The organism is Brachybacterium zhongshanense, from assembly GCF_055385755.1.
The window spans coordinates 2,279,517-2,292,111 of sequence record NZ_AP043790.1; the positions used below are offsets into that span (position 1 = coordinate 2,279,517).

At 71.6% G+C, this 12,595-nt stretch carries 11 protein-coding genes; 6 read left to right on the plus strand and 5 right to left on the minus strand.

The genetic code is table 11. From position 1 onward, the window contains the following. Positions 1-33 precede the first annotated feature (33 nt). Positions 34-318: a hypothetical protein gene (locus ACZ5AJ_RS10280; protein WP_464133829.1), complete on the plus strand. Its 285-nt coding sequence runs from the start codon at positions 34-36 to the stop codon at positions 316-318. A 243-nt stretch (positions 319-561) separates the two neighbouring features. On the opposite strand, the gene gndA is transcribed toward ACZ5AJ_RS10280, so the two are convergent. Beyond that, positions 562-2,022, minus strand: a complete 1,461-nt coding sequence (gene gndA / locus ACZ5AJ_RS10285; protein ID WP_464133831.1) for an NADP-dependent phosphogluconate dehydrogenase — start codon at positions 2,020-2,022, stop codon at positions 562-564. Positions 2,023-2,554: 532 nt separating this feature from the next. On the opposite strand from gndA, the gene ACZ5AJ_RS10290 reads away from it, so the two are divergent. From ACZ5AJ_RS10290 to ACZ5AJ_RS10310, 5 genes are all read left to right on the plus strand, one after another. After that, complete coding sequence (locus tag ACZ5AJ_RS10290; protein ID WP_464133835.1) at positions 2,555-3,382, plus strand: DUF7847 domain-containing protein; 828 nt, start codon at positions 2,555-2,557, stop codon at positions 3,380-3,382. A gap of 87 nt (positions 3,383-3,469) precedes the next feature. Further along, a complete protein-coding gene (locus ACZ5AJ_RS10295) occupies positions 3,470-5,176 on the plus strand; it encodes a DNA repair helicase XPB (RefSeq protein WP_464133838.1) in 1,707 nt (568 codons plus the stop codon). 143 nt (positions 5,177-5,319) lie between these two features. Next, positions 5,320-5,811 (plus strand): LapA family protein, encoded by a 492-nt coding sequence (locus tag ACZ5AJ_RS10300; RefSeq protein WP_464133841.1) that lies wholly within the window; start codon positions 5,320-5,322, stop codon positions 5,809-5,811. Positions 5,812-5,908: 97 nt separating this feature from the next. Next, positions 5,909-6,625: a response regulator transcription factor gene (locus tag ACZ5AJ_RS10305; protein ID WP_464133843.1), complete on the plus strand. Its 717-nt coding sequence runs from the start codon at positions 5,909-5,911 to the stop codon at positions 6,623-6,625. A gap of 21 nt (positions 6,626-6,646) precedes the next feature. Continuing rightward, entirely contained in the window at positions 6,647-8,332 is a 1,686-nt protein-coding gene (locus ACZ5AJ_RS10310) for a sensor histidine kinase (protein WP_464133848.1), read from the plus strand. Here ACZ5AJ_RS10310 and ACZ5AJ_RS10315 read toward each other — a convergent pair. The 4 genes from ACZ5AJ_RS10315 to ACZ5AJ_RS10330 all read right to left on the minus strand — a co-directional run bounded on the left by ACZ5AJ_RS10315 (position 8,266) and on the right by ACZ5AJ_RS10330 (position 12,590). Then, positions 8,266-8,967 carry a DUF4031 domain-containing protein gene (locus ACZ5AJ_RS10315; protein WP_464133850.1) on the minus strand — a complete coding sequence of 234 codons (702 nt, stop codon included), beginning with the start codon at positions 8,965-8,967 and terminating at the stop codon, positions 8,266-8,268. The two genes, ACZ5AJ_RS10310 and ACZ5AJ_RS10315, sit on opposite strands and share 67 nt — an antisense overlap. Beyond that, the gene (locus ACZ5AJ_RS10320; protein ID WP_464133854.1) at positions 8,964-10,292 is read right to left on the minus strand and encodes a DUF418 domain-containing protein; all 1,329 of its coding nucleotides are present in this window, start codon (positions 10,290-10,292) and stop codon (positions 8,964-8,966) included. The genes ACZ5AJ_RS10315 and ACZ5AJ_RS10320 overlap by 4 nt, the downstream gene beginning before the upstream one ends. After that, positions 10,289-11,368, minus strand: coding sequence for an RNase H family protein (locus ACZ5AJ_RS10325; protein ID WP_464133858.1), 1,080 nt, complete (start codon positions 11,366-11,368; stop codon positions 10,289-10,291). The genes ACZ5AJ_RS10320 and ACZ5AJ_RS10325 overlap by 4 nt, the downstream gene beginning before the upstream one ends. Before the next feature lie 76 nt (positions 11,369-11,444). Further along, complete coding sequence (locus tag ACZ5AJ_RS10330; protein ID WP_464133861.1) at positions 11,445-12,590, minus strand: GNAT family N-acetyltransferase; 1,146 nt, start codon at positions 12,588-12,590, stop codon at positions 11,445-11,447. Between the last annotated feature and the right edge of the window lie 5 nt (positions 12,591-12,595).

Genomic DNA, 12,595 nt, shown 5'->3' on the forward strand with positions numbered 1-12,595 from the left:
GCCGACTCCCGCACCTCCAAGGGGGCCATCACCATGTCCGATCAGAACTTCAGCACCGTCAGCGGCGGCGCGCCCGTGAGCAAGACGAAGTGGATCGTCCAGCTCGTCGTCTCCGTCCTCTGCGGAGGCAACATCATCACCCTGATCCTGGCGATCCTCGGCCTGGTCAAGGCCGACACCGACCTCGAGACGGCCAACAAGTACTACAAGTGGGGCTGGATCGTCTTCGCGATCGTGTGGGTCCTCTACATCCTTCTGTTCATCATCGCCATCGCGACAGGTGCCTTCACGGCGTCCTACTCGACATCCACCTACTGACCAGCGCCTGCTGGTGATCACCACCGGTTGATCGCCACCGGCTGATCGCCAGGTCGATCTGCTCCTGAGCGATCGCCCAGGCCGCTGCTCCGGTGCACCGCCCAGGAGGAGTTCGAGACCAGAGCATCTCCGAGCGCAGCACGACAGGACCCCGGACCATCGGTCCGGGGTCCTGTCGTGCTGCGGGCGTCATCGACGCCGACGAGGTGCCGCGCAGGACAGTCCTGCGCGGCACCCCCAGTGTCAGTCCTGCTTCGTCTCGCGACGATCCTCGGACCACTCCACGTGGAAGGTGCCCTCGGTGTCGACGCGCTTGTAGGTGTGGGCGCCGAAGAAGTCGCGCTGGGCCTGGACCAGGGCGGCGGACAGGCGGTCCGAGCGCACCGAGTCGTAGTAGGACAGCGTCGAGGCGAAGACCGGGACGGGGTAGCCGGCGGCGGCGGCGAAGGCCACCACGCGACGCCACGCCGGGACGCACTTGGCGATCTCGGCGGTGAAGTACTCGTCCGAGAGCAGCAGGGGCAGCTCGGCGTTGCGCTCGTAGGCCTCGGTGATGCGGTTGAGGAACTTGGCGCGGATGATGCAACCGCCGCGCCAGATGCGAGCCATCGAGCCCAGGTCGATCTCCCAGCCGTACTCCTTGGCACCGGCGGCGATCTCGTCGAAGCCCTGCGAGTAGGAGACCAGCTTGGCGGCGTAGAGCGCCTTCTGCAGGTCGTCCACGAACTGCGCGGGATCGGCGATCTCCAGGTCCTGCGCCTCGGCGGGGAGGACCGCACGGCCGGCCTCGCGCTGCGGGGTCGAGCCGGACACGGAGCGGGCGAAGGTGGCCTCGGCGATGCCGGTGACCGGGACGCCGAGGTCCAGGGCCGTCTGCACGGTCCAGGCGCCGGTGCCCTTCTGGGCGGCCTGGTCGAGGATGACGTCCACGAACGGCTTGCCGGAGGTGGCGTCGACGTGGTGGAGCACCTCGGCGGTGATCTCGATGAGGAAGGACTCGAGGTCGCCCTTGTTCCACTCGGCGAAGACGTCGCCGATCTCGGAGGCGCTCTTGCCGAGGGCCTTCGACATGAGGTCGTAGGCCTCGGAGATGACCTGCATGTCGGCGTACTCGATGCCGTTGTGGACCATCTTCACGAAGTGGCCGGCACCGTCGGCGCCGACGTGCGTGCAGCAGGGGGTGCCGTCGACGTGCGCCGAGATCTTCTCGAACATCGGGCCGAGGCGGTCGTAGGACTCCTTGGTGCCGCCGGGCATGATCGACGGGCCGTTGAGCGCGCCCTCCTCGCCGCCGGACACGCCGGCGCCGACGAAGTGCAGGCCCTTCTCGCGCAGCGCGGCCTCGCGGCGGCGGGTGTCGGAGAACAGGGCGTTGCCGGCGTCGACGATGATGTCGCCCGGCTCCATGAGGGCGGAGAGCTCGTCGATGACGGCGTCGGTCGGCTTGCCGGCCTTGACCATGATGATCGCGACGCGCGGCTTCTGCAGCGAGGCCACGAAGTCGGCGGAGGACTCGGAGGGGAAGAACTCGCCCTCGGTGCCGTAGGAGTCGACGACCTTCTCGGTCTTGGCGACGCTGCGGTTGTGGATGGCGACCTTGAAGCCGTTGCGGGCCAGGTTGCGGGCCAGGTTGGAGCCCATCACCGCCATGCCGGTGACGCCGATGTCTGCGACATCGGCGGGGGACGGAGCGAAGCTTGCCATGGGATCTCCTCAAGTCGGGCGACAGTCGATCCGGGGCCGACGCGGCGACCGCTTCATCGGTCGCTCTGGCGCCACATGCCCCGGGGCATCGCCGTCCATTCTAGGGAGATCGCGATCCGTCCGTCGTGCGGTGCCACTCCTTGTCACCTCTTCCGTCACCGTTCGGCCACCTCTCCCGCCCCCGCTGGACGTCCGACCCCGACTCACGGTATTGACGTGCAGGAGTCTCCCAGCGGCGTCGGCGCGCTTCTCACCTGCCGATCGCCTGCCGATCGGCTCCCGGGCCGTCCCGACGGCAGCAGGGGTCGCGGCCGACCGGCGATGACCGCGGCGTCTTCTGCGCCACAATGACCGTCGCGGCGATCCCGAGCGGTCCCCCGAAGGTCCCATGCGGAGGCGCGTCAGGAGAGAGCGAGCAGGGGACGCACACCATCCGGGCGAGAGCGTGCCTGCCCCGCGCCGGGCATCTCCACGTGGCCGACCCGCATGCCGCTAGTGTCGTGGGCATCCCCGAGCACCAGGAGCTTCGCTGATGTCCGAGAACCCCTATCCCGCCCCGCAGCCCGATCCCCGATACGGTCCGTCGGCCGCCTCCGCCGGCCAGACCTATGAAGGTCAGCCCTATGGGGGGCAGCCCGTCAGCGGCCAGACCGGCATCGGACCGCAGCCGGGCACCGACCTCGCGTCGGACCTCGGCGCCGCCTTCTCCTTCGCCGGACGCGCGATGCTGCGCAATCCCGTGACCTACCTCGTCAGCGGCATCATCTACGGGATCCTCATCGTCGTGGTGACCGCGATCGCCATCGCCGCCGGCCTCGGCTACCTCTTCTCGCAGTCGGACGCCATGGCCTCGGACGAGCTCCCTCTGTCGGTGCTGATCATCTACATGCTGATCATCGGCGCTATCCTGCTGCTGCTCGTACCGATCGTCCTGTTCTGGGAGTCGGGTGCGGGTCGCGCCGCCGAGATCGTCCGCGAGGGCGGGCGGCCGAGCATCGGCCAGGCCATGATCGGGCCGGGGCGGGTCATGCTGACCGCCCTCCTGGTCGGACTGATCGTCAGCGTCGCCAGCCTCCTCCTGTACATCCCGGGCCTGATCGCCTCGGTGCTGCTGTTCTACGCGATCCCCGCAGCGGTCCGCGGGGCCTCCCCCGTCGAGGCCATCAAGCAGAGCGTCTCGCTGGCCCGCGCGAACCTCGGCACCACCATCGTGGCCTGGCTCGTGATGAGCGTGGCCTCCTCGATCGCGGGCAGCATCATCATCGGCATCGTCTTCGCCATCCCGTTCAGCATCCTGTTCCAGCTGGGCATGCACGAGCGCGTCAGCGGTCGCTCGCTGCCCGAGCCGGCACGGGGGTGAGCGGGGCCGGCGAGCCCGGCGAGCCCGGCCGAGGCGGTTCAGGATCCCGGACCGCCGGCGACGGTCCTCGCCGCGTAGCCTGAGAGGATGACCGACGGCCCCCTCATCGTCCAGAGCGACAAGTCCCTGCTGCTCGAGGTCGCGCACCCTCGCGCCGCCGCGGCTCGGGCGGCGATCGCGCCGTTCGCCGAGCTCGAGCGGGCGCCCGAGCATGTCCACACCTATCGGATCACCGACCTCGGCCTGTGGAACGCCCGCGCGGCCGGCTACGACGCCGAGACCGTCGTCGCCGCTCTCGTGGACAGCTCGCGCTACGCGGTCCCGCACTCGCTGCTGATCGACGTCGCGGACACCATGGACCGCTACGGGCGCCTGCAGCTGCAGGCGCATCCGGTGCACGGCCTGGTGCTGCATGCGCTGGACCGCGCCGTGCTCGAGGAGGTCCGGCGCGCGCGCCGCGTCCAGGGGATGCTCGGCGCCGAGGTCGACGAGTCGACCGTCGTCGTCCATCCCTCCGAGCGCGGCGCCCTCAAGCAGGCGCTGCTGAAGCTCGGCTGGCCGGCCGAGGACCTCGCCGGCTACGTCGACGGCGAGGCGCACCCGATCGGGCTGGTCGAGGACGGCTGGTCCCTGCGGCCCTACCAGCAGGAGGCCGTCGACGGGTTCCGCCATGGCGGCAGCGGCGTCGTCGTCCTGCCCTGCGGCGCCGGGAAGACGCTCGTCGGCGCGGGCGCGATGGCCGCGATGCAGCGCACGACCCTCATCCTGGTGACCTCGACGGTCTCCGCCCGGCAGTGGAAGGCGGAGCTGCTGCGACGCACCACCCTGACGGAGGAGGAGATCGGCGAGTACTCCGGCTCCTCCAAGGAGGTCCGGCCGGTCACGATCGCCACCTACCAGGTGCTCACGACGAAGCGGAAGGGCATCCATCCGCATCTGGAGCTGATGAGCGCCCGTGACTGGGGCCTGATCGTCTACGACGAGGTGCACCTGCTGCCCGCGCCCGTGTTCCGCATGACCGCCGACCTCCAGGCCCGCCGCCGGCTCGGGCTGACGGCGACCCTCGTGCGCGAGGACGGTCGCGAGGGCGAGGTGTTCTCGCTGATCGGCCCCAAGCGCTACGACGCCCCGTGGAAGGACATCGAGGCGCAGGGGTACATCGCCCCTGCGGAGTGCACCGAGGTGCGCGTCGCGATGCCCGCCGACGACCGCATGGCCTATGCGATGGCCGAGGCCGAGGATCGCCCGCGGCTCGGTGCCGCGCATCCGGCCAAGATCCGGGTCGTCGAGAGCCTCGCCTCGCGCCACCCCGGGGAGCCGCTGCTGGTCATCGGCCAGTACATCGATCAGCTCGAGGAGATCGCCGAGCATCTCGGCTGCGACCTGATCACGGGGCAGACGCCGGTGCGCCGCCGCCAGGAGCTCTTCGACGCCTTCCGCGCCGGGGAGATCTCGCGCCTGGTGGTCTCGAAGGTCGCGAACTTCTCGATCGATCTTCCGGAGGCCTCGGTCGCGATCCAGGTCTCGGGCGCGTTCGGCTCGCGCCAGGAGGAGGCCCAGCGCCTCGGCCGACTCCTGCGCCCCAAGGCCGACGGCCGCTCCGCCCGCTTCTACACCGTCGTCATGCGCGACACCCAGGACCAGGACTTCGCCGCCCACCGCCAGCGCTTCCTCGCCGAGCAGGGCTATGCCTACTCGATCGTCGATGCGGAGCAGATCCTCGCAGAGGGCGGGGCCGACGACGTCAACGGCGATGCCGCGGCCGACGGAGTCCGCGAGTCGCAGGCGGACTGAGCGACGCATCCGGCCGCACCCCTGTCTGGGAAGCGCCTGGATGACTAGAGTGGCGGCATCGTGGACCGTCGGCGGACGGCCGAGGAGACGTCCTGCGTCCCCTCGCCCCGTCGTCGGCCCGACCATCGTCCTCAGGAGCGAGCATGACCACCGGATCCGAGCAGCCGGACCCCACCGACCGTCCCGTCTCCCGCGCGCCTCGGGCCGGCGGGACGGAGTCCGAGAATCCTTCGACGTCCGCGGAGAAGTCGCCTGCGCAGAAGCCTCCCGCGCCGGGGAGCCGCACCTCCGAGAGTCCGGATCGGAAGCCCGAGGGCACGAGCGAGCAGGAGCCGGTCATCGGCGAGGTCGAGGTCGGCGGGGGCGGCCGGACCGCCGTGCTGTGGACGGCCCTGATCCTCGGCGCGATCATCCTGGTGCTGCTGCTGATCTTCGTCATCCAGAACAACGTCACCACGTCCTTCGAGTATCTCGGCACGCAGTTCGAGCTGCCGCTGGGCGTGGCCATGCTGCTCGCGGCGATCGCGGGCGCGCTCGTGATGGGCCTCGTCGGATCAGTCCGGATCATCCAGCTGAGCTGGGGCATCCGGAAGCTCCGCAAGGCCCAGGAGAAGGTGCGCAAGGCCTCACGCTGAGCGCTCACGAGCATCGTCGGACGAACCTGGGATCCGCTTCCGCGCTCGTCCAGCAGACATCCAGCCGATTCCCAAGCGCGCGGAGGACGGTGGCCCCATGAACACCACGGACCAGGAGTACGAGGCACGACTGCTCGTCGTCGACGACGAGCCCAACATCCGCGATCTGCTCGCGACGTCCCTGCGCTTCGCAGGCTTCGAGGTGTTCACCGCGTCGACGGGCAACGAGGCGATCCGCGAGGCCACGGAGCATCAGCCCGACCTGGTCGTGCTGGACGTCATGCTCCCGGACATGGACGGCTTCACGGTGACCCGCCGCCTGCGGGACCGCGGCGAGCAGTATCCGATCCTGTTCCTCACCGCGCGCGACGAGACCCAGGACAAGGTCGCCGGCCTCACCGTCGGCGGCGACGACTACGTGACCAAGCCGTTCAGTCTCGAGGAGGTCGTCGCCCGCATCCGCGCCGTGCTGCGCCGCACCCACGGCGGATCGGACACGACCGTGGAGAGCGCGCTCGTCGTCGGGGACCTGAGCCTGGACGAGGACTCGCACGAGGTCTACCGCGGAGACGTCACCATCGATCTCTCCCCCACCGAGTTCAAGCTCCTTCGCTACCTCATGCTCAACGCCGGCCGCGTGGTCTCCAAGACCCAGATCCTCGACCACGTGTGGGACTACGACTGGTCCGGAGAGGTCGGCATCGTCGAGTCCTACATCTCCTACCTCCGCCGCAAGATCGACGTGGTGGGCGAGCCGATGATCCACACCAAGCGAGGCATCGGCTACGTCCTGCGCGCCGCCGACGGCCGCTGACCGAGCACGAGGCACTCCCGCGTGGCCATGCCGTCCCTGCGCGCCCAGCGTCCGGTCTCCCTCTGGACGCGGATCGTCGCACTCATCTCCCTGCTCCTGGTCGCGGGGACGCTGATCACCGGCAGCCTCTCGCTCTTCCTGCTCAACCGCACCCTCCTGCAGTCCGTCGACAGCAACCTCAGCTCCGCCCGCAACGGCATCCTCAAGCTCGCCGAGCTCAAGCTCACCGAGGGCGACGACAGCTCCGGCGAGAACATCTATACGCCGGTCGAGTACGCGATCGAGATCCGCGGCGAGGACGGCAACGTGGTCTGGGACGACGTCCACCGCTACGACGGCGACGAGAACAGGGTCCCGTTCCCGGATCTCAGCGATGAGGAGATCTATGCGCTCGGCGGGAGGGCCTTCACCGTCGTCGACTCCCAGGAGAACCGGTGGCGGGTCATCGCCGCGGTCAACACGGGACCCGGCGGCGGCAGCGTGTACGTGGCGCTGCCCCTGGACGGGGTGGACCGCACCATGCACGAGATGGCGCTGATCATCGTGCTGGTGGGCACGCTCGTGGTGCTGGTGGGCATGGGCCTGGGCGGCTACATGGCCCACCGCGCGCTCGAGCCGCTCCAGGACGTCGAGGCGACCGCGTCCCAGATCGCCGGCGGCGACCTCTCCCGCCGCGTCCCGGTCACGGAGACCAGCCTGGAGGTCAACGCGCTGGCGATCTCTCTGAACGAGATGCTGGTGCGGATCGAGCAGGCCTTCGCCGCGCAGTCCGACTCCGAGGAGCACGCCACCCGATCCGAGGCGAAGATGCGACGGTTCGTCGGCGACGCCTCCCATGAGCTGCGGACCCCGCTCGCGGCGATCCGCGGCTTCGGCGAGCTGTACAGGATGGGCGCCCTGCGCAGTGACGACGACGTCGCCCAGGCCATGCGCCGGATCGAGGACGAGGCCCGCCGTATGGGATCCCTGGTCGAGAACCTCCTGCGCCTCGCCCGGCTGGACGAGAACCCCGCCCTGGACCTGGCCCCGGTCGACCTCTCCGATGCGCTCTTCGACGCCGCCCAGGATCTGCGCGCCCTGGACCCCTCCCGGCAGGTGATGGTGGTGTCGCTGGCGGGCGTCCCGCTGCCCGTCGCACCCCATCAGGCGATCGGGGTGCTCGGCGACGAGGCCTCGCTGCGCCAGGTCATCCTGAACCTCGTCGGCAACGCCAACCGCCACACGCCCAAGGGATCGCCGGTGGAGATCGCCGTGGGTCCCGACTCCCCCGGGCACGTGCGCATCGAGGTCCGCGACCACGGCGACGGGATCCCCGAGGACCAGCGCGAGAAGGTCTTCGAGCGCTTCTACCGGACCGACGAGTCCCGCAGCCGCTCGGCCTCCCAGGGAGGGGGCGCCGGGCTGGGGCTGTCGATCGCCGCGACGATCGTGCAGCAGCACCGCGGGAGCATCGGGGTGGACGAGACCCCCGACGGCGGGAGCACCTTCTGGATCCGGCTGCAGGCCGCCGAGGTCGATGAGGAGCACCTCGCCGAGCCCGATCAGACCCATGCCCTGGGGGAACCGAGCCCGGCGGACTCACCCTCGGCCGACGAGGACGGCGCAGGGTCCGAGCCCGCGAGACCGCGTCCGTCCGATGCTCAGAGCCCCGGATCGCCCGACTCCCCCCGGTCCCCCGGGTCCGCCCGCGCCGACGGATCGGCCTGAGCCCCCGGGACAGCACGGTCCCGACGGTCCCGCGGCCCTTCCGGCACCACCAGCAGCTGACCGACATAGCCCTCCGCGTGCCCGGCCTCCCGAGCGAGGCGATGCAGCTGCTCGGCGAGACGGAGCGCGTCGGTGCGACCCTGCCGGTCATGCGCCTCGATCCGCGGCTCCGCCCCGGCGCCCTCGCAGGTCATGCGGAACGCCCCGGGAGGTGCGTCGCCGGACGCAGGCAGCGGATCGACGTGCCCGCGGGGCCCCCACAGGAAGTCGCGGGGACGGGCGGGCGGGGGCACGAGCAGAGGCTCCGGTCCGGCGCTCGGCACCAGGCCGATCGCCTCGAGGTCCCGCGCGGTGCGCTCGGCTCGCGCCGCGGGCCGGTCGACCAGAGGGATCCGCAGTCCGGAGCGGATCAGGATCCGGGTCAGCTCGCGGTCGCCGACGAACGTGACTCCCGCAGCGGCGAGGCCCTCGCGCATCGACAGCGGCCAGTCGTAGTGATCGAGGTCGAAGGCGCGGGCCGGCAGCCCGGCGCGGGCGGCGGACTCGTGCAGCTCCTCGAGCGACAGGTCGGAGATCAGATGGCCCCACACGGTCCCGTGACGGGGCCATCGAGGCGTGTCCGCGAAGACGGTCATCGGCCGCTGGCCTCCCGTCCCGTCGGCCGGGTGCTCGGCAGGTCCGTCGGCCGGGTGCTCGGCAGTTCCTTCGGCCGGGTGCTCGGCAGGTCCGTCGGCCGGTCCGCGCGGTCGACCGCAGCGGCCGACGGACGGGCGGAGCCTCCGAGACGGCGCAGCACCGCTTCGAGCAGTCCGCGGCGCCCGGTGCGACGCCAGAGCGCCGCGAGGACGAGGGTCGCGATCCAGGCGGCGGTGATGATCGCGGCGGCGCCCGCGCTGCCCAGGCGGGCCCCGAGATCCAGCGCGTACGGCGGGAAGAGCAGGGCGAACACGAGGGACTGGGCGACGTAGGCGCTGAGCGCCGTCGCACCCAGCGCCTCGAGCGAGGACGCGAGGAGCCGGGAGGGACGATGACGGGCGCGGTCGGCGAGCAGCGCGCAGGCCGCCGCGATGCCGAGCGCCCCGACCAGACCGCTGAGCTGATGGATCATGCCCAGCACGCCGAGGACCGGCTCGGACGAGACGGTGCGCAGGTGCGGGTCCAGCACCAGCACGGCGGTCAGCGGGAGCGCGCCGACCAGCCCGACCGGCAGGCACCATCGGAGGATCCGCGCGAGCGCCGCACGCCGCCGCTCGACGTTCTCGAGCAGCTCGATCCGTGCGGCGATCGCTCCGATGGCCATGGGGGTGACCAGGCCGATGTCCGCGGCGGGCGCGAGCAGAAGATCCTCGGCGGCGCTGCGGGTGCGCATCGTGACGGCCTCCATCCAGGTCGCCGTCTCGGCGGAGGCGTAGCCGGTCCCGCCCCCGAGCCCGATCGTGCCGTCGGCCCAGCCCCACATCGCCAGAGCGGGCAGCCCGAGCGCCGCAGCGACCATCAGCACCCAGGGACGGCGCGTGACCAGGACGGCGCAGAGCATCCCGATCACCGCGTAGGCGACGAGGATGTCGCCCTCGAACAGCAGGATCGCATGGGCGAGACCGATGGCGCAGAGCACGGCGAGGCGTCGGAGCATGCGCAGCAGGAAGCGTCGGCCGCTCTCCCCCGCGGCGAGGGAGCGTCGGCGCATGATCCCGAGGCCGTAGCCGAACTGCAGGGCGAACAGGGGGAAGCCGCGGTTGTCGGCCAGGACCGCGATGACGACGTCGACCGCGCGGTCGACGCCTCCGGCGTCCGCCTGCTTCAGCAGCACCGTCCAGCGGTCCCCGTGAAGCCAGCCGACGATGTTCGCCAGCCCGATGCCCAGCAGCGCCGTCCCGCGGGCGAGGTCCGGTCCTCCGGCGCGCAGGGCGAGCGGGATCGAGCCCGGGGGCGCAGCGGGGGCCCGGCCGACGGGGGTCATCGGCGGGCCGCGGGTGTGCCCTGGTGGTGACGCAGCTGCCAGCGATCGCCGTCCCGCAGCCACAGTGAGCTGCGCAGGACGGTCCCCTGCGAGCCCGTGGTCTCGTAGCACAGCAGGACGACGCCCGGCGAGACCTCGTCGGCGACGAAGCCGGCGGCCGACACGTCCTCGAGCGGTGAGATGACCTCGAGGATCTCCTCGAGGTCGTACGTGCGCCCGCTCGCTCCGATCTCGCAGAAGTCGGGATGCAGGAGCGACGCGGCGCTGGGGGTGTCGGCGCGCACGGCATCCGAGAGCAGGGCACGCTCATGGGCGATGACCTGCTCGGCGACCGTGCCGGGCGTTCCCGCGGGGCCGCCCGGGAGGTGGAAGGTGGAGCACGCCTCGGCTGCGGGCTCGGCGGCGGTCTCCTGCTCGAAGAGGCTGAACAGGTCGTCCTCGGGCAGCGCCGTCACGGCGGCGGACGAGGATGCCGGTGACGAGGCGGAGCGGCCGGACGCCGGCAGCGGCGAGGGCGGGGACTGCAGCGCGAACTCGCCGGGAGCGAGGTCGAGCGGGAGAGCGCCCGGGTCGTCGGCCGCGTCCTCGATCTCGGCGGCGGGAGCCGCGGCCGTCCTGTACCCGGGCCCGACCTCGGGGTCCCGGCCCTTCGAGAAGGCCGTGGCGGCGGCGTTCGCACGCCGGTCCGCGGCCTCGTTCATGCTGTGGCCCGAGTGTCCCTTGACCCATTCGAACTCGACGCTGCGCCCCACCAGGGCCTGGTCGATCGCCTTGAGCAGCTCCACGTTCAGGACCGGCTTGCCGTCCTTCTTCCGCCACCCCTTGCGCTTCCATCCGGGCATCCACTTCGTCACCGAGTTGATGACGTACTGGCTGTCGCACAGCACCAGCAGGTGCTGGTCGGCATCGACGGCGGTCGCCTCGAGCAGGTCGAGGACGGCCTTGAGCTCCCCCATGTTGTTCGTGCCGTGGGGCCATCCGCCCGCGCGCCAGGTGTCGTCGTCGATGTACCAGGCCCAGCCTGCGGGCCCGGGATTGCCGAGGGCGGAGCCGTCGGCCGCAGCGGTGATCGTCATGGGGACAATCGTTCCACAGGGAGGCGGCCCGCTCGGACCGGCGAGCGCCCCCGCGCTCCCCGCGGCCCGCTCCTCGTCAGGGCCGAAGCTCGCGCTCGAAGGTCGCGTACACGTGCTGAGCGGTGAAGCCCAGTCCCTCGTACAGGCGCGTGGCACCCGTCAGGGACTCGGCGTCGACCTCGAGCCGGGCGCTGGCGAATCCGGCGCGGGCGGCAGAGGCGAGGCTGCGGGCGATCATGGCGCGGGCGAGTCCGCGACCGCGCGCCTCGGGCCGTGTGCCGACGAGTGCGATGTGCAGGGAGCCGGGGATGTCCTCCGAGGTCAGCACGTACCCGAGCACCGCTCCGTCGGGGCCGACGGCGATCGTGGAGTGCTCACGGCGTGCGGTGTGGGAGCCCCAGAGGGTCGCCCAGCGCTCCGCGGTGGGAGGCGTGGAGCCCCAGTGGTCGGCGAAGGCGGCGATATGCGCGAGGCGGGTCGCCTCGGCCCGATCCTCGGCGGGGGCGACGACGGCGATCTCGCCGACGGCGGGCGCCTCAGCCTCATCGCCGGTGAGCGTCCGCTCCATCTCGAGCCAGCTGCGCACGCGCGAGAACCCGCGGGCCAGGAGCAGAGGGCGGATGTCGGCGCCGCCGCCCGGCGCCGCGTCTACCGGCCCATCAGCCGGCTCCCCGGCCCTCCCGCCGGCCTCGACCGCCGGAGCGGACTCGGGATCGCGGCCGCCGCCGACCCGCAGCACCGCGGGCTCCCCGGGGTGCTGCGCGGCGGCCTGGGCGGCTGCTCGCTCGGAGAGCTCGTCGAGGATGCGTCCGCCCAGACCCTGCCGACGATGCTCGGGATCCACACCGCCCATCAGGCTGCAGCGGACGCGTCCGTCGCGGTCGAGGGACGGGGAGACATCGAGGAGCCCGAAGGCGACCAGACGCCCTGCCGCGAAGTCGGCCCGCCCGGGTGCTCTCACGGCGATGCTGTCGCGCGCGAGATCCCGGCCGTCGACCGTGAGCCACTCGCGGGTGCTCGGCTCCTCGGCCGGGTCCTCGGTGCCGTCGGCGGCGTCGATGCGGTTCAGCAGTGCCGTCAGCGCGGGCGCGTCCTCGACCTCCAGGCTGTCCCACCGCGCCCCCGCCCCGGGTGCCGTGGCCGGACCGCCGCTCTCCCAGGATTCGGCAGAGACAGAGACAGAGACGGAAGCGGATGCGGAAGCGGATGCGGAGGAGGTCACCTGTT